Here is a 15,322-nt window from a genome sequence, read left to right on the forward strand (position 1 = left end):
TGGCGACCACAAGCACAGACCTGCGCGGGACTATACGGTCAGGCGCAGTCGGTGAAACGCCGCGGCGATATTCACCGGGTTGAGATGTGTCCGATCTCGTCGAGCATCGGCTCTGACCATGCGAACGACGCCTTCATCTGCTCGACTTCTTGCGTCGGCGCGCGTCCGAACAAACGCTTGAATTCGCGGCTGAATTGCGAGGGGCTCTCGTAGCCGACTCTTGCGGCGGCTGCGGCCGCCGTCACCCCGCTTCGAATCATCAGCAGACGCGCCTGGTGCAGCCGCGTGGACTTGAGGTATTGAATCGGCGTTGTATTCGTTACGGCCTTGAAATGGCGGTGAAACGTCGGGACACTCATCCCGCATTCATTGCCCAGCGTATCGACGTTGACGCGCTGAGCGTAGTCTGCATGAATGCGGCGCAACGCTCGCGCTATCTGCGAGAAGTGCCCGGTAGTGGCAAGCGACGCGCGCATCGCGTCTCCCTGCTCGCCAGTCACCACGTTTGCGCCCCTGGCAGACGAGAACGATGCTCGGCTCGTACAGGACGGGCGTGCGACCCAGTGCGCGATTCGAGCGCATGAAGCTGACTCCGGGCAGCATCGAAGCGGTGAATCCCTCGTTTGGCGCGAGCCGCTCGATCAACCCGATTGTTCGTTTTTGCCGCGCAAGCATGCTTTTTCCTGTGCCGTCGTTACGTAGTGGTAGTCAGAATAACCGATACGCGCATTCGCCTCCTTCATTTGATACTTTTAGGCAAGGGTGCGAGAACGGTAGCTATGTTTCCGCATGTCCGGCGCACGTACATTACCCCCTGTGGTTTCGAGCCGATCGTCAGCTTGACGAACAATCCAACTTTGAGGAAGTAGACATGTACGGTACTGAAGAAGTCGAAGGCAAGGTCGCCATCGTCACTGGCGCGGCAAGTGGCATTGGGCGCGCAATCACGGAACTGCTCGTGGCGCGTGGTGCGAAAGTGTTGGCAGAGGATATCGACCCCGCGGTCGAGTCGCTAGCTGGCCCCAACGTCGTGCCGCTCGTCGCGGACATCTCCGCGGATGGCAGTGCTGAGAAAGCCGTTGCGCTCGCCATCGAACGATTCTCGCAGCTAGACCTGCTTGTGAACAACGCGGGCATCATCATCAACAAGCTCGTGGTGGACATGTCGCGCGCCGATTGGGAGCGTATCATCGACGTCAATGTAACTGGTGCCTTCCTGCACTCACGCGAAGCCATGAAGGCAATGATTCCCCGGCGTTCAGGCGCTATCGTCAATGTGGCTTCCTATGCGTCGTACTTTGCATTCCCAACGATTGCGGCCTATGCCGCGTCGAAAGGTGCGCTTGCACAGCTCACGCGAACCCTTGCGCTAGAGGCGATAGTGCACGGAATCAGAGTGAACGCTGTCGGCTCCGGCGACGTACTCACGAATATCCTCAACACCGTGGCGGCGGATGGAAATGGCGTCGCCGCACTGGCCGCTCACGGGGAGAGCGCGCCTATCGGGCGCGCAGCCGATCCAAAAGAAATTGCGGAAGTTGTGCTGTTTCTTGCCTCCGCGCGAGCCAGCTTCATGGTTGGATCGGTCGTGATGGCAGACGGCGGGATGAGCGTGAAGGTCGGTTCATAGCGTAGACGTCGTAGAAAGGGGAAACGGCGAACGGCGGATTCGGGGCGGCCTCTCGCCTTCTCCTTAACATGCGCAGCCGGGACGATCGTCACGTTCAGCCATGGGGCGCTGGCCGGCCATGACCTGCCGTTCGCCACCTCCGTCACGTGGTCATTCGAGCGGCGGCCACGCTCAAACAGCGGACCTTCACCGTCGGATGGCACCAGGCCAGCCATCCGCCTTTGCCGACGCTCACGTGTCGGCGGGAGCGGGGGGCGCCGCTTCAGGTGCATGATGTCCTCTCTTCTTCGAACAAACGACACGACACGGCCGGAGGCCTAACGGCCAGCGAGCAATGCGATACAGAGGGCCACTCCGAACGCGTAGGTTCCCAACGCCCCGATAGCACGGGCCGGATTGGGCTTCGACATGGTGGGCCAGGCAAGTAGCGAAGCCACCAGGAGCAAGCGGCAGGCCGTTGCACCTGCCATGCACCCGAGCTGCCAGTGCGGCGGATTCTGAGAGCCGAAATACAGAATTAGCACCGCAAGGAACGGCGCGTACTCGGCGGTATTGCCGTGAGCGCGAACCAGTTTGGTTAGCAGCCGGTCAGGTTCAGGCGCATAGCCGCTCAGCGGCCCGACGCGAGAGCGAGTGACCGTGATGGTGAGTCCAAGTACGAACAGAAGCAAACCGAGGACACAGGTGCAGGCCAGAGCGATGCTGTTCATTCCATACTCCTTGCGTGACAGTCGAAATCAGTGTGAAGGTGGGACAGGAGGCCCTTCTCGTGCCAAAGGTGGGACTCAGCCGAACGTAAACGCGTAAGCCAGCACGCCAGGCTCAAGAAACGTGATTTCGAAGGTGCGTTCGCTGTCGCCGTTTGCCTGCCGCACGAGCTGGTAAAGGCGCTGTCCGGTGATCGTGCCGTAACCATCCGCATCGATGTCCGTGCCCCGGTCAGCGCCCGGCGCCTTGCCGTCGATCAGCACGCGAAAGCGCACCGGATGCCCGCCGCGGCCGGGCCCCAGCACCAGATGCAAGTCGCGGCCATGGAAGCGATAAACAATGCGTCCGTCAGGGCTGTCAAGCCGGGCGCTTTCGTCGCCCACCAACCAGCGGCCGTCGAGCGCCCACTGGTTGGCCGTCAGGGTCTGGGGCGCGTGATACGTGGCAGTCTCGTCCTGCGCCACCGGGCCACCGGCGAAGTTCTGTGCGCGTGCGTAGCCGACGTAGGTTTCCGGCGAGCGATTGGCATCGCCGGAGCCGGCGGCGGCCTGTGCGCCCTGCGCGACCGGTTGCACGTAGCCGCCAGGCAGGTCCGTCTGGCCGGCCTCGGCGAGCAGCCGGCGAATCACGTCCTCGCTTTGCTTGTAGTCGCCTTCGCCAAAGTGGTGGTGACGAATATGCCCCTGCGGGTCGACGAAGTAATGCGCGGGCCAGTACTCGTTGCTGAAGGCCTTCCAGATGGTGTAACCGTTGTCGATTGCGACCGGGTAGCCTACGCCAAGGTCCTTCACGGCGTGGGCGACGTTGCCCGGATCCTTCTCGAACGCGAACTCCGGCGCGTGCACGCCGATCACCACCAGGCCGTAATCCTTGTACTTGTCAGCCCAGCCCCGCACGTACGGCAGCGAACGGATGCAGTTGATGCACGAGTAGGTCCAGAAATCGACCAATACCACCTTGCCGCGCAGCGACTGCGCCGTGAGCGGTGGACTGTTGAGCCATTGGGTGGCGCCATCGAGCGCGGGCAAATCGCCTTCCACCGGCAGCGTATCGCCGGCCTTCACGGCGAGCTGCACGAGAGGCGCGGGACGCACCGCGTCAATCAGCTTCTGTTCGACGCCCCCCGTGCTGGCCAGCGACACGCGTGTCAGCAGCCCGGTATCTAGCCCCAGCGCGATGGTGGCCACACCCCCCAGCACCAGCACGCCCAGGGCGCGACGCACCCATTCTCCAGCGCCCAGCGAGCGCTTCATCACGGCGAAAACGCGCCCGCCAATCAGCAGCGCCAGCGCGAGCGAGGTCGCCGCGCCCGTCGCGTAGGCGAGCAGCAACAACGTTGTCCGTACGCTGGCGCCTTTGAGGGCCGCGCCCGTGAGCAGCAACCCCAGAATCGGGCCCGCACAGGGCGCCCAAAGCAGCCCCGTGGCCACACCCAGCCCAGCCGCCGAGAGTACCGAATCGTCCTGGCGCCCGGCGTGTTCGGTGAGCTTGTTGCCAAGCACTACGAACGGACGGGTGATCCGTTCGGCGACACGCTCCGAGAGCAAGGTCAGGCCAAGCACGGCGAGCACCGCCAGGGCGGCGAAGCGGCCATACTGGTTGGCGCGCACGGCCCAGCCGCCGCCGACGGCAGCCAGCGTGGCGACCACGGCAAAGGTTAGCGCCATGCCCACCAGCATCGGCAGTCCATTGCGCGCGAACGGGCGGTCTGCTCGCGAAAATACGAAAGGCAGCACCGGCAGGATGCACGGACTGAGGATGGTCAGTGCACCGCCGAGGTAGGCAAGAAGCAGTAATAGCATGGTGGCAACATCCGTGAAGGTTTACGGTTGTGTCCCGATCTGAGTGGCGTACACGCGCAATTGCCGCGATTTGACAGCCAGCGTGGGTATCCGCGATGGGGCGGCCCGACTCGCGACAGTGCCGGCCGTCGGCGCCAAGCCGACAGGCGCCCCCATCGAGACGATTACCGGTCAGTTCGTCGACTTCGCCGCAGCCTCGATCACTCGCACGACCGCGGCCGGCTGAGAGATAAAGACAGCGTGGCTTGCGCTCACCTCGGTCACGTTGGCACCCGAGCGTTGATACATCCAGCGCTGAAGCTGTGGGCTCACCATATGATCCTGGGTGGTTAAAATCGCGTAGCTGGGCTTGGTTCGCCATGCCGCCACAGAGACCGGCGCCCCCAACGCTTTCTCGGCAAGTTGGTCCTGCGAGTCCGCCAGGAATTGAGCGTCCTGGGGCGAGACGTCCGCTGCAAAGTTCTCACGAAATTTCGCAGGCGGGAGGAAGAAAAACTTGTCCGGTGTCGCCCGCATGGCATCGTTGGGCGCGGCAAACTTCTGCAACAGCTGACCGCTGGCTTCGCCGACGTCGGGTTGTAGTGCGGCCACATAGACGAGCGAGCTGACCTTCGGATCGGCACCGGCCTCCGTGATCACGGAGCCACCGTAGCTGTGGCCGACCAGCACCACCGGGCCCTGCTGCTGATCGATAACGCGCTTAGCGGTATCGACGTCTTCGGCGAGGCCCGTGAGCGGCTCTTGTACGATCGTCACGTGGTAACCATCCTTGACCAGGAGGTCGTGGACGGCCCGCCAGCCGGAGCCATCCACCAGTGCGCCGTGGACAATGACAACATCTTTCGCAGCCGCCTTTGCCTCAGCGTGAGCCATCGTGGCGCCAAGCGCAATCAGGGCGGCAATCGTCAGTTTCTTTCGCAATACGAACATTTTGTACTCCAAAATTGTTAGCAGTATCCCGTCGTTTCGTGCAATCGCGCTTGACGGGTGAGACTTGATCGGTGATAGCTAACCGTGAATTACGGCAGCCATGTTCTTCATGGCCAGAACGTCGATCGGCTCGACAGACGGAGGGCTGGCCAGCATCTCGTCGGCCCGCGCCATCAGGGCGCCGGCCATACTTCCGTGCAGGTGTGCCTGGCGGTCCTCTTCGCTCGCGAAGGCGTCAAAGACGCCGAACGTCGTCGGTGACAGCCTGAGGGCGAACCAGATCGGCGTGGTCGCCTCCCGATTCGTCAGTTCCAGGCCGGCGTCGAGGAAGTCTGCTACCGCCTGCTCCTTTCCCGGCTTGGCTTCGAGTCGTACGAATAGTGCTTTCTTGATCATCCTTGCTCTCCAGTTCCGCGTGATCCATTCACTCGGTGAGCCACACTTTACAAACGGAGCGCCAGGGAGAATACTGTCTCGATCGACAATTTTGGTATCGATTCTGCCATGCGAATTTATGTCCTCGCACTCGAGGGGGTGTTCGACACTGGCCTCGCCACGGTGCTCGACGCCTTGACGACGGCCAACGAACTGGCGCGCGCGACTGGGATGGCCACGCCGGGCTTCGAAATCACCGTTGTGGGGATGCGGCCAGAGGTGCGCACTGCGCTTGGGCTGCAGGTGCCCGTGCGCGACATGGCAGACGCCCCCGCCCCGGACTGGGTCGTCGTGCCGGCGCTCAACAGGACGACGACAGACCTGCTCGTGCCGTCGCTCGGCCGGGCTGATGTGGTCGATGCGCTAGACGCATTGCGCTTGTGGCACCGTGCCGGCGCCCGTCTGGGCGCCGCCTGCACCGGCACGTTCGTGCTGGCCGAAAGCGGCCTGCTCGACGGGGGCGAAGCCACCACCACCTGGTGGCTCTCACCGGTGTTCCGGCAGCGTTACCCCGACGTGCACCTCGATGTGCATCGCATCGTCGTTCCCAGCGGCGACACGGTGACGGCGGGGGCCGCTCTGAGCCATCTCGACCTGGCGCTCTGGTTGATCCGCAACAACAGCCCGGAGCTTGCGGCGCTCGTGGGCAAGTACCTCGTATTCGATTCGCGGCCGTCGCAGTCTGCCTTTGCGATCTCCGATCATCTGGCCCATTCGGACCCGCTCGTCGAGCGCTTCGACCGCTGGGTGCGTGAACACCTCGACACGGCCATCGCGCTCGACAACGCCGCCGAAGTATTGGCGACCAGCAAGCGAACGTTGACGCGACGTCTAAACGAGGTGCTCGGTAAAACGCCCGTCGAATACATACAGGATCTGCGGGTCGAGCGGGCCGTCCATCTGCTGAAGACGAGCAAGCTTAGCGTAGATCGCATCGCCGAGCAGGTCGGCTACGCGGACGGCGTGACGCTGCGCACGCTGCTGCGGCGGCGGATAGGTAAGGGGATCCGTGAGTTGCGGGCGTCGTGAATCTTATCGACTATTGGAGTATGCCGGTGGCCGTGCGCGACAGGTCCCACGGGAGGATTTGCCAACGGAGGCGGAGGTGCGAATGACGGCTTCACCCTGAAAACGGCTGCCATTCCGACGTGAGCAGGTAAGACCGCTTCGGGTCGGGTGATGCCTTTTGCATCAAACGTGCACGGGAGATCATCCTCGCGCTCGATCGTCGTCGGCGACCTGACTCCGCGCACCGATCTTGCCGTGTTGTCGGCGAGCGCGATCTGCCTGCGCGCAGGCACCCATCCCGAGAGCGTCACGACGCCGAGGCGCGCCCTGACCCGAATCCCAGAAGCATCCAGGCTTGGCGTCCGCCAAAGGGCGCTGCGGACGTCACGAATCACAGCACTATCCGGCCTGTTCTGAAACGCGACGTCGAGTATGCCACCCGATGCGCTGTCGCGCCAACACCCGTGTTCTCACCCGTGTGCCCGCCAGCATGGATTGAGCCACAACTCATGGGGACCATAACCAGGATCGCGCAGATTTTGACGCTCGCACCACTCACGTTCATGCTCCCGTTCAGCAAAAGCTGATAGACCCACAAGTCCGATCTTCGTGTAGGTTCGTCGTTATCGGTGAATGACTCAAGGGGCTTTGCCGTCTGCATGGAGTGAGCCGATTGCTGCGACCTCAGCTTGCCACCGGGGCGAGCGTGTTGGCGTCGCGGGCCAGAAGCCAGCGGCCGTCGGGCTGTTTGCGGTATATGGTGATCCGACGACCGGCCAACTCCGTTGCTTCTCCGCCAGCGCGCGGTGTCACAGATAACGAGTCCCGGCATAACGTGTAGGCGACTTCGCCGACGATCACGACCTCTTCCAACTCGCTGATGCAACGGATCCGGGATTGTTGGTGGGCGGCCAGGAAGCCGGCGGGGAATCCCTCCCGGCCGAGCGGCGCTCGCCCCGGATTCAAAAACACGACATCGTCCGCCATCAAGGTGAGCAAGCGGACAAGATCGCCCGCGTTGACTGCATCAATCCACGTTGTGTGCACCTCACGTATAGCTCGTTCATCGGATCCCATTTGCAACCTCCACTGCAAAAAGCAGTTCGATCGCACGACAATCAGGGCGTCGGTCAGCATCGATCGCCATCCAGGTCGGCGAGAGCATCTCGAAGGCTAGTTTACCCATGGGCGTAGGCGTCTGACAATCCACCCTTGCCCCGGCTTGCCCGCCTTGAGTGCGACATCGTCCGGCGACTCTCGTCGTCTGTCGAACTTTCTGGGCTAGGGATAAATGGTTTCGCCGCGATTCAGCATGCCGATGAACTTCTCGATCTTGCGCACCCGGGTTGCGGGCTTTTTGGCATTCTGTATTCGAAACAGGATAGCGTAGCGGTTTCGGCTGTTCAGCGTCGCAAAGAACGCGCTGGCCTCGGGATTGGCATCCAGTGCGGCCTGCAGGTCGTCCGGTACGACCGAGTTGCTGGCGGACGTATAGGCAGCTTCCCAGCGGCCATCCTCTTTGGCTTTCTCGATTTCTCGCATGCCCGAAGGAACCATTCTGCCCGCGGCGATCAGCGCTTCGGCCCGGTCTTTGTTGAGCCTGGACCAGATACTTTTTGCGGAGCGTCGAGTGAAGCGTTGCAACCAGTATTCCTCACTTTCAGTCTGTTTTTGACCATCGATCCAACCATGACAAAGGGCACTTTCCAGCGCCTGTTCGTAAGTCAAGGTTGGCTGCCCGGCGCCCTTTTTGGCAAGGCGCAGCCATATCCCGGTCGAGATACCGCCGTTTTGCATCAACCAGCTTTCCCATTCATTCTGGTCAAGGAATGTCAGACGAGGCTCAGTCATGGAGGATCCGAATGGTTGCATTCAGGCATCGAGGCTTTTTCGTTCACTGATACCTCGCAGATTACCAATTTGCGCGGATTTGCGTGAATTTGCGAATACTTGATTTATCGACAGTTCAGCGTGTATCTATCTGAGGGAAGATGGAGGCCAGATGCACTTTGCTGTAGCCAGCAAAGTCTTGCCTGCCGCGCGGCAACGCAACTGACACGCTGCGCTCACGAAACGACGATAGTAAACTCGACCCCTGATTCAAAGTCCAGCGTCGTGGTCGAAAAGCGTGGATCGTTGTCGAGGTAGTGCTTATATGGCCGAACAGCGTCCTCGGCTATGTACATGTTGTCCGCAAGAACAATAGATCCCGCGCGCAGCAAGCGCTCAGTTTGCTTGAATAGATTCAGATAGGTGTTGGCCCATACGTCGATGAAAACCATGTCGAAAGTGCCGTCCAGCTCAGAAATGGTCTGGAATACATCGCCTTCCCGCAGGTCAACATAAGCGTCTACGCCCGCCATTCTGACGTGGGACCAAAGATGCGCGCATTTGACAGCATCGAGTTCAGTCGCCACGACCATGCCGCTGTCTAACGTCCGAAGCGCTTCGGCGAAATACAGCGTGGACACGCCGCACGAGCTGCCGAGCTCGAGGATTCGAGCCGGTTTGTGCGCAAGCACCATGTTGTGTAGAAACCTTCCCGTTTCCTCCGAGACAGCCAACGATAGCGGTGTGCCTTGCGAGGATTCGAAATCTTCGCTGGATAGTCCTAGCGTTTCGAGAAACCTTCCGCGCAGTCGCGGCGCGAGCGCTTCGTATTCATCCGCGAGCGTCAGAAACTCCTCACTCGACCCATGGAACTGCGCGCGTGCGCGGGCTATCACTTCTCTCTGGCTCTGTTCGTGAAGCTGCCGCAGAAGAACTGTGGTTGATGAAGCCATGTGCGCTCCCTGACGAAATCGATAGTTCTGCTGACGCGTCTACCCGCCACCAGCAAAGCCGTGTATCGCTATGCCGTTCTGGCGAGCTTGATCGCGTGCTCGGGGCATGCCGTCACGCAAAGCCCGCACGAGCGGCAAGCGTGCGCGTTCGGTGTATAGGCGACTTTCATGCCATGCACGCGCAACTTGAAGCGATGCATCCAATCGAGGCTGCGGTAATCGACCTCATCGATGCACCGGATCTCAAACACATTCTCGGGGCAGACCTCCAGGCAATCGCCCTTGCCTTCGCAACGTTTCAGGTCGACAACCGGCGCAATCACGCCCGGTTGCTGCTTGCAGTCGCCGGCTGATTTCTCGCGCATGTTCAATCTCCCTCGCACCGATCGCGCCCCGATCGCCATGCCGTCTGGAAATGCTCCCGTTCTTCAGGCGTCATCGCTTCCCATTTGCGCCAGCGACGCCTTTCGCGCCAGCCACCGTGCCCGCGGAATCCGCCGAACAGGATGCGGCTTAATACGACCAAGCCCAAGGCATGCGCGAAGTCGATCGCACTGGCGCCCACGAATAGCGCCGGAATCACCCAATTCCAGAGGGTCATGACCACCCAGCCGAGCACGCCTATGGCGACCACCACAAGCAGCGCTTTCCCCGCGCATCTGATTCGAAATTTCATTAGTTAGCTTCTCTAAATATCCAGTTCGTCATACATGGCCTGCAGCCGGGCGCGCAGATGCAAGACGGCGTAGCGTTTGCGCGCGAGCAGCGTATTGAGCGTGGCGCCGCTTTCCGCCGCCATATCCTTGAAGGACCGCCCCTCCAGTTCGTGCGATAGACACTTCACGTTGATTCGGCGGAAATTCATCGAGCGCGTCCTGCAAGGCCTTGAGCAGCAGCGCGCGAGCGTAAATGGCCTCGGGACCCGCATCGTGCGCCGGTGGCGCCAGATCGAGGCGATATTCGCTGCCGGCCTCGTCGTCCCCCGGCAGATCCGGCAGCGGTTGTTGTTTCTTCTTGCTAAAGCGATCGATGATGCGGTTACGCGCGGCACGAAATAGCCACGCGCTCACCTGTTCGATCGGAGCCGGCAGCCGCTAGGCCTGCACAAATTCGGAGAACACATCCTGCAGGATGTCCTCGGCATTGTCCGGATTGCCTATTCGGCGCCGGATAAAATTGACGAGCCTGGTGCGCTCACGCACCACGGTCGCCGCGATGTCGCTGTCTCGGTCGGTCATCGAATGCGAGGGGGGTGGCGGTTCCATGCACCTGAAGACGTTTCAGGAACGCGAATATTGTGGCGAATGCAAAAAATCGCTCAGTGAACTGCCGGTTCGCTCGAAGCAGCGCGTAACAGGGTCGTGACCGTTACGCAAAGCGATGAAGTGGGGCCGTTTCTGTTGTGATGTCGTAGCATCCAGTCAACGCCTACGAGTCCTCTGCCCTTCGAGACATGGCCGCGTCAGTTTCGGCGAGACCAACATTGGCCGTTGTCAGCGTGCCTGGCCATTCGCTCTCCGCGCGATCGGTCGATCGGGCCTTGAACGGGCCAGAAACGGACTTTCGTACCGAGCGCGTTGATCGTTAGCAATCACGCGTGGGGCTTTGGGATCTGCCACTAACCCTGTCCGATTCACTCTTCTGTCACCTCGGCGCTCACCCGTTGGCTCATCTCTGCCCATTCGATGAGCGCTGCCATGGAGGGCCCGAGTGCCAAGCCAATTTCGCTAAGTGCGTATTCGACCTTCGGAGGCACTTGCGGGTAAAACGTACGCTCGACAATGCGGTCCTTTTCCAACTGCTTAAGCTGCTGGATGAGCATTTTTTGGCTTACGCCTTCGACCAGCCGCTCCAATTCAGAAAAGCGTAGCGGTCCTTTCGCGGCGAAAAGCTGACAAATGATGATGATCTTCCATTTCCCTTCCAGCACGCGCAGTGCCGCAGTAGTTGCGTTCGCCCACGCCAGGCGTTGCTGAGGGTCACCGCAATTCCACTCTCGCGTATCGGCCATACATCCCTCTTAGTAGGTTACTTACCTTTTGGTGTGTTCTTGTCGTAAGGTATGGTACTCCATAAAATGGTTGAACGTTATTGAACCGTTTTAAGATTAAGAGGGGCAAAGTATGGAAATAGGCGTCATAGGCATTGGCAACATTGGTGGCACTCTTTCACGCAAACTCAGCGCAGCGGGACACCGGGTCCGAGTTTCGAATTCCAGGGGTCCAGAAAGTGTGCAATCCTTCGCGACCGAGATTGGTGCAGTCGCAGTCGACACGCGCGGTGCCATCGCGGGGGCTGATTTAATCATCGTGTCGATCCCTTTTCCTGCTATTGCCACGCTTCCCCAGGGCCTGTTCGACAACGTCCCGCAGAACGTGCCGATCATCGATACGAGCAACTATTACCCTGGCCTGCGCGACCCGCATATTCCGGAGCTTGATGCTGGAGAGGTCGAGAGCCTGTGGGTCTCGAAGCATCTCGGTCGACCGGTGATCAAGGCGTTCAACAACATTCTTGCTCATTCGCTGGGCGAGCTTGGCCGCCCCGAAGGCTCTGCAGGGCGGCTGGCGGTCGCCGTCGCTGGCGACGCTCTCGCGTCAAAGAAGGTCGTGATGGACCTCGTGAACGTAATCGGGTTTGATCCAGTCGACTCAGGGACGCTAACAGACTCCTGGCGGCAGCAGCCGTCCACTCCGGGTTATTGCTGTGACTACGATGCCGAGACGATGCGAAGAGCTCTGGCGGCCGCTGTCGAGGGCGAGGCCCCGAAGAAACGCGATCAGCTCCCCGGCCTCTGGGCAACGTCACTTGGGGCCAACCCGAGCCATGCCGACATCGTTGCGTTGAACCGCTCCTTGAATCCGCTCGATTGATTAGAGCGATTCCGGCGACCCTGCGATACGCACCCCTCGGAGAGCAAACCAATGAAAGCTGTAAGACTTGTCGCTACGGGCCATCAAACAAGCCTGCGACTGCACGACGAATCTGTGCCAAACCCCGGTCGCCAAGAGGTGCTGATCAGGGTTTATGCCGCTTCGCTGAATTCCCGCGACCAGGCTGTATTGAACGGCCCGTATGACGCGGTGACAAAGAAAAACGGTATTCCCTTGTCGGATGGCGCTGGTGAGGTCGTGGCAATCGGGGAAGATGTCACACGAGTCAAGATTGGCGACCGCGTCGCCGCAAACTGCTCCGTACACTGGATCGGGGGTTCCTTTGTTCCAGACTATGCGTCGGGCAGCGTCGGATTCGCCTTGGACGGGATGCTGGCTGAATACGCGCTGCTGCATGAAAACGCATTCGTCCACCTCCCGGCCTACATGTCCTATGTAGAAGCCGCCTGCCTGCCGTGCGCGGCGGTCGCGGCCTGGTCGTCTCTCAATCTCAATACGCCGCTCCAGCCGGGTCAGACGGTGCTAACCCAAGGCACGGGGGGCGTTGCACTGTTTTCGCTCCAGATCGCGCGGATGTTTGGCGCCCGCGTTTTGGCGATCACCTCGTCGGACGAGAAGGCCGAGAAACTGAAGGCGTTAGGCGCTGAATCAGTTGTGAACTACACCAGATTCCCCGATTGGGAGCGCCAAATCCTGGCGCTCACCGACGGACGGGGCGTAGACAAGGTTATCGACGTCGTCGGGGGAGAGACTATCGTAAAGTCCGCCGCATCGACCAGGATCCGTGGGGAAATCGTCATGGCCGGGGCGCTAGGTGGCCTTGGTGGTGGCCTCCCGGTCGTTGACGTACTCTACCGATCACTCGTCATAGCCAGTGCGACCATCGGCCCCCGCGCGAATTTCGAAGCACTGCTCCAGGCGATGACCATGCATCAAGTACGGCCGGTTATCGATCGGATCTATCCACTGGCGGAATATGGTGAAGCATATCGACGGCTTGAGAGCAGGAAACATGTAGGGAAGGTGGTCATCGATGTCGTGAACTGACGTTTCTAGAACCCCGATCCGTCCGAGTCTCCGATCCTGCAGCGAGCCTATGCACTGGCAGCAAGCTGCCAGTGCAACCAGTATCAGCGAAAGCGGAACGGACCTCTATATCGGGTCGGCTAAGGCCGACCGCATCGGTGGCAGAGGTGGGGCCACGAACAGTCAGTAGCAACCGTTGCTTTGCTCACCTAGAGCGTCGGTTCCGCCCCCAACAAGAGACCCTCTCGGCACATACGCGATGACACATGCGGAGCCCACTTCAGTTGTGGAAAGCGAATCGGTCAAGTGGGACGTAGCGCGCGATTCAGGTCGTCGAGCAAGCGTTCGATCGCCACGCTATTGGGCTTGTAGTACACCCAGTTTTTGATTTTCTTCGAAGTCACCAGGTCTGCCGCTGCCAGCGCCTGCATATGCGTGGTGACAGTGGGCTGACTGAGACCCGCCTTCTCGGTGATGAAACTGACACACACTCCGTCCCTCACAAGGTCGGCGTCCCGCTGCGGCGGAAAGTGCTTTTCCGGCTCGGTGAGCCAGATGAGTATCGTCAGCCGGTGGCGATTCGAGAGTGCATGCAGCGCGTCCTGCAGCTGGCTCTCATCGAGGTTGTCCATTTTCGACATTGCTCAGATTTTCCTTGACGGGACCAATCTATATTGTACGCTAGCTATATAGCTATTTATCGATATAGGTCGACTATGGCGACGAACGCAATGACTTCCGCAAGAACTCAGTCGATCGTGCGCACGATCAGCGTTGCCGTCGTCTTCACGCTGTTCGTGGCGGTCGTGTTCGGTTTTGGGCTCTATCTTTTTGCGCTGGTCGTGCCAGTGATGCGGCAGAGTTTCGGGTTCGACTATACGGCGATTGGCATCGTAACTGGGGGAGCCCAGACTGCGTATCTTGTTGCGGCGCTAGTTTGTCCGCGCCTCGCAGCCCGCTTCGGCGAGGGACAGGTCATTGTGGGCGCTGTCACTGTGGCAGCCTTGCTTTTGCTACTGTTCGCGAGAGTCCAGAGCGTAATGTCGGTCGGACTCGTTCTCGCCGGACTTGGCGCGACGGCGGCTTTCATGATGGTCCCGAGCGTCGGTGCAATCGCCGGGACAGTCCCTTTCGGGTACCGGTCCCGCGTCAATGGTCTGGTTTCGAGCGGCACGGCCTATGGGCAATTCGCGAATGGCGCTCTGGTGTCGCGGATGCTACCAGGATACAGCTGGCACTCGATATGGATTGTGGCGGCGTCGGCCTCGCTCGTCATTGCGCTTGTGGGACTGCTTGCGCTTCGCCGCTTCGCTCCACAGGTTTTCAGCCGCAAGGCGCCAAAGCGCGCCGAAGGTCGCCACGCGTCCGGCGACCGGTGGCGATTGATGACTCGCCCCAACCTGACGGTCTGGATACTGCTCGCGTTGAGCGGAATGGCTTGCGGGCCGTGGCAAAACTACCTGTCGAGCTTTCTGGCCGATGAACAGGGGCATTCCCTGGAAACCATCGGACAAGTCTGGTCGACGATTGGCGTGGTTGGACTGTTCAGCGGATTTGCGGCGGGGATGGCTGCCGACAAGGCAGGGGTGCGGATCGCGCTCGCATTCTCCTTCACTGCACTCGCCGGCTCCGGTCTCCTGATCGCTTTCCATTCCGAAGCATGGCAATTGCGAGCGGCCGCCGTGTGTTTCGGTCTCTCGTTCTATGCGATTTACGGACTGATCCCCGCGTATATCAGCAAGACTATGGACCCTTGCTCGGCAACCACGGTGTTTGGTGTTGCCAACGTCTTTCTCGGTCTTGGAACGACATTGGGCAACGTGATGGGGGGCAACTTCGTAGGCTGGTTTGGTTCGCTCAAGGACGTTTTTATCACCGCGTCGGCGCTTGCATGCGTGGCGATGATACTCACGGCGACGCTCCGTGATGAACGAGCGGTTATCTCCTGATACACCGTTTGCACGGCCAATCTGCGCCCCGCCCGACGGATAAGCGGCCGTTGGTCCCCGGAAGTCGCCGTCCACCGAGCGCCTGCCTGCTGGACCCTCCGGCTCGCTTTCCGTCGATCGCACCGTGAAACGGCATGAGACGGTGGTCGGCCTTGAA

At 60.6% G+C, this 15,322-nt stretch carries 17 protein-coding genes and 2 pseudogenes; 5 read left to right on the forward strand and 14 right to left on the reverse strand.

Annotation, left to right across the window (positions count from 1 at the left end; translation table 11 throughout):
- Window positions 1-71: 71 nt before the first annotated feature.
- Window positions 72-675: pseudogene (locus M3A49_RS16670) on the reverse strand (helix-turn-helix domain-containing protein).
- A 196-nt stretch (window positions 676-871) separates the two neighbouring features.
- Between M3A49_RS16670 and M3A49_RS16675 the strand changes: the two are divergent.
- Window positions 872-1,630 carry an SDR family NAD(P)-dependent oxidoreductase gene (locus M3A49_RS16675; protein WP_266229659.1) on the forward strand — a complete coding sequence of 253 codons (759 nt, stop codon included), beginning with the start codon at window positions 872-874 and terminating at the stop codon, window positions 1,628-1,630.
- A gap of 317 nt (window positions 1,631-1,947) precedes the next feature.
- Here the strand turns inward: M3A49_RS16675 and M3A49_RS16680 are convergent, their stop codons facing one another.
- From M3A49_RS16680 to M3A49_RS16695, 4 genes are all read right to left on the reverse strand, one after another.
- Window positions 1,948-2,340: an MAPEG family protein gene (locus M3A49_RS16680; RefSeq protein WP_266229660.1), complete on the reverse strand. Its 393-nt coding sequence runs from the start codon at window positions 2,338-2,340 to the stop codon at window positions 1,948-1,950.
- A 75-nt stretch (window positions 2,341-2,415) separates the two neighbouring features.
- Window positions 2,416-4,140, reverse strand: a complete 1,725-nt coding sequence (locus tag M3A49_RS16685; protein WP_266229661.1) for a cytochrome c biogenesis protein DipZ — start codon at window positions 4,138-4,140, stop codon at window positions 2,416-2,418.
- A gap of 171 nt (window positions 4,141-4,311) precedes the next feature.
- The gene (locus tag M3A49_RS16690; RefSeq protein WP_266229662.1) at window positions 4,312-5,070 is read right to left on the reverse strand and encodes an alpha/beta fold hydrolase; all 759 of its coding nucleotides are present in this window, start codon (window positions 5,068-5,070) and stop codon (window positions 4,312-4,314) included.
- A gap of 78 nt (window positions 5,071-5,148) precedes the next feature.
- Window positions 5,149-5,466 (reverse strand): putative quinol monooxygenase, encoded by a 318-nt coding sequence (locus M3A49_RS16695; RefSeq protein ID WP_254354228.1) that lies wholly within the window; start codon window positions 5,464-5,466, stop codon window positions 5,149-5,151.
- Window positions 5,467-5,574: 108 nt separating this feature from the next.
- Between M3A49_RS16695 and M3A49_RS16700 the strand changes: the two genes are divergently transcribed.
- Window positions 5,575-6,534 carry a GlxA family transcriptional regulator gene (locus M3A49_RS16700; RefSeq protein ID WP_266229663.1) on the forward strand — a complete coding sequence of 320 codons (960 nt, stop codon included), beginning with the start codon at window positions 5,575-5,577 and terminating at the stop codon, window positions 6,532-6,534.
- Here the strand turns inward: M3A49_RS16700 and M3A49_RS16705 are convergent.
- From M3A49_RS16705 to M3A49_RS16740, 8 genes and pseudogenes are all read right to left on the reverse strand, one after another.
- Window positions 6,456-6,908, reverse strand: coding sequence for a BON domain-containing protein (locus tag M3A49_RS16705; protein WP_266229664.1), 453 nt, complete (start codon window positions 6,906-6,908; stop codon window positions 6,456-6,458). The genes M3A49_RS16700 and M3A49_RS16705 overlap by 79 nt on opposite strands.
- A gap of 289 nt (window positions 6,909-7,197) precedes the next feature.
- Window positions 7,198-7,650, reverse strand: coding sequence for a YybH family protein (locus tag M3A49_RS16710; RefSeq protein ID WP_266229666.1), 453 nt, complete (start codon window positions 7,648-7,650; stop codon window positions 7,198-7,200).
- A gap of 144 nt (window positions 7,651-7,794) precedes the next feature.
- On the reverse strand, window positions 7,795-8,364 hold the full coding sequence (locus tag M3A49_RS16715; protein ID WP_266229667.1) for a YdeI/OmpD-associated family protein: 570 nt from the start codon (window positions 8,362-8,364) through the stop codon (window positions 7,795-7,797).
- 215 nt (window positions 8,365-8,579) lie between these two features.
- Complete coding sequence (locus M3A49_RS16720; protein ID WP_266229668.1) at window positions 8,580-9,296, reverse strand: O-methyltransferase; 717 nt, start codon at window positions 9,294-9,296, stop codon at window positions 8,580-8,582.
- A 68-nt stretch (window positions 9,297-9,364) separates the two neighbouring features.
- Complete coding sequence (locus M3A49_RS16725) at window positions 9,365-9,661, reverse strand: 4Fe-4S binding protein (RefSeq protein ID WP_266229771.1); 297 nt, start codon at window positions 9,659-9,661, stop codon at window positions 9,365-9,367.
- A 2-nt stretch (window positions 9,662-9,663) separates the two neighbouring features.
- Window positions 9,664-9,972: a hypothetical protein gene (locus M3A49_RS16730; protein ID WP_266229669.1), complete on the reverse strand. Its 309-nt coding sequence runs from the start codon at window positions 9,970-9,972 to the stop codon at window positions 9,664-9,666.
- Window positions 9,973-9,984: 12 nt separating this feature from the next.
- Window positions 9,985-10,561 (reverse strand): annotated as a pseudogene (locus M3A49_RS16735) (sigma-70 family RNA polymerase sigma factor).
- A gap of 368 nt (window positions 10,562-10,929) precedes the next feature.
- Window positions 10,930-11,307 (reverse strand): winged helix-turn-helix transcriptional regulator, encoded by a 378-nt coding sequence (locus tag M3A49_RS16740; protein WP_266229670.1) that lies wholly within the window; start codon window positions 11,305-11,307, stop codon window positions 10,930-10,932.
- A 112-nt stretch (window positions 11,308-11,419) separates the two neighbouring features.
- Between M3A49_RS16740 and M3A49_RS16745 the strand changes: the two genes are divergently transcribed.
- Together M3A49_RS16745 and M3A49_RS16750 are read left to right on the forward strand one after the other, a co-directional pair.
- Window positions 11,420-12,169 (forward strand): NADPH-dependent F420 reductase, encoded by a 750-nt coding sequence (locus M3A49_RS16745; RefSeq protein WP_266229671.1) that lies wholly within the window; start codon window positions 11,420-11,422, stop codon window positions 12,167-12,169.
- A 51-nt stretch (window positions 12,170-12,220) separates the two neighbouring features.
- A complete protein-coding gene (locus M3A49_RS16750; protein ID WP_266229673.1) occupies window positions 12,221-13,237 on the forward strand; it encodes a zinc-dependent alcohol dehydrogenase family protein in 1,017 nt (338 codons plus the stop codon).
- Between the two features lie 281 nt (window positions 13,238-13,518).
- On the opposite strand, the gene M3A49_RS16755 is transcribed toward M3A49_RS16750, so the two are convergent.
- On the reverse strand, window positions 13,519-13,857 hold the full coding sequence (locus M3A49_RS16755) for an ArsR/SmtB family transcription factor (RefSeq protein ID WP_266229674.1): 339 nt from the start codon (window positions 13,855-13,857) through the stop codon (window positions 13,519-13,521).
- 90 nt (window positions 13,858-13,947) lie between these two features.
- Here M3A49_RS16755 and M3A49_RS16760 point away from each other — a divergent pair, with 90 nt between their 5' ends.
- On the forward strand, window positions 13,948-15,165 hold the full coding sequence (locus M3A49_RS16760) for an MFS transporter (RefSeq protein ID WP_266229675.1): 1,218 nt from the start codon (window positions 13,948-13,950) through the stop codon (window positions 15,163-15,165).
- Window positions 15,166-15,322 lie beyond the last annotated feature (157 nt).

Origin of the sequence: Paraburkholderia sp. CNPSo 3076, assembly GCF_026343935.1 — a bacterium.
GTDB classification, from domain to species: domain Bacteria; phylum Pseudomonadota; class Gammaproteobacteria; order Burkholderiales; family Burkholderiaceae; genus Paraburkholderia; species Paraburkholderia nodosa.

What these genes read in the sequence shown, in the direction of transcription:
- M3A49_RS16695 (WP_254354228.1), bottom strand. Translation starts at nt 5,466, where the DNA reads ATGATCAAGAAAGCACTATTCGTACGACTCGAAGCCAAGCCGGGAAAG.
- M3A49_RS16755 (WP_266229674.1), bottom strand. Translation starts at nt 13,857, where the DNA reads ATGTCGAAAATGGACAACCTCGATGAGAGCCAGCTGCAGGACGCGCTG.
- M3A49_RS16710 (WP_266229666.1), bottom strand. Translation starts at nt 7,650, where the DNA reads ATGCTGACCGACGCCCTGATTGTCGTGCGATCGAACTGCTTTTTGCAG.
- M3A49_RS16680 (WP_266229660.1), bottom strand. Translation starts at nt 2,340, where the DNA reads ATGAACAGCATCGCTCTGGCCTGCACCTGTGTCCTCGGTTTGCTTCTG.
- M3A49_RS16730 (WP_266229669.1), bottom strand. Translation starts at nt 9,972, where the DNA reads ATGAAATTTCGAATCAGATGCGCGGGGAAAGCGCTGCTTGTGGTGGTC.
- M3A49_RS16700 (WP_266229663.1), top strand. Translation starts at nt 5,575, where the DNA reads ATGCGAATTTATGTCCTCGCACTCGAGGGGGTGTTCGACACTGGCCTC.
- M3A49_RS16745 (WP_266229671.1), top strand. Translation starts at nt 11,420, where the DNA reads ATGGAAATAGGCGTCATAGGCATTGGCAACATTGGTGGCACTCTTTCA.
- M3A49_RS16720 (WP_266229668.1), bottom strand. Translation starts at nt 9,296, where the DNA reads ATGGCTTCATCAACCACAGTTCTTCTGCGGCAGCTTCACGAACAGAGC.
- M3A49_RS16740 (WP_266229670.1), bottom strand. Translation starts at nt 11,307, where the DNA reads ATGGCCGATACGCGAGAGTGGAATTGCGGTGACCCTCAGCAACGCCTG.
- M3A49_RS16690 (WP_266229662.1), bottom strand. Translation starts at nt 5,070, where the DNA reads ATGTTCGTATTGCGAAAGAAACTGACGATTGCCGCCCTGATTGCGCTT.
- M3A49_RS16675 (WP_266229659.1), top strand. Translation starts at nt 872, where the DNA reads ATGTACGGTACTGAAGAAGTCGAAGGCAAGGTCGCCATCGTCACTGGC.
- M3A49_RS16715 (WP_266229667.1), bottom strand. Translation starts at nt 8,364, where the DNA reads ATGACTGAGCCTCGTCTGACATTCCTTGACCAGAATGAATGGGAAAGC.
- M3A49_RS16750 (WP_266229673.1), top strand. Translation starts at nt 12,221, where the DNA reads ATGAAAGCTGTAAGACTTGTCGCTACGGGCCATCAAACAAGCCTGCGA.
- M3A49_RS16685 (WP_266229661.1), bottom strand. Translation starts at nt 4,140, where the DNA reads ATGCTATTACTGCTTCTTGCCTACCTCGGCGGTGCACTGACCATCCTC.
- M3A49_RS16725 (WP_266229771.1), bottom strand. Translation starts at nt 9,661, where the DNA reads ATGCGCGAGAAATCAGCCGGCGACTGCAAGCAGCAACCGGGCGTGATT.
- M3A49_RS16760 (WP_266229675.1), top strand. Translation starts at nt 13,948, where the DNA reads ATGACTTCCGCAAGAACTCAGTCGATCGTGCGCACGATCAGCGTTGCC.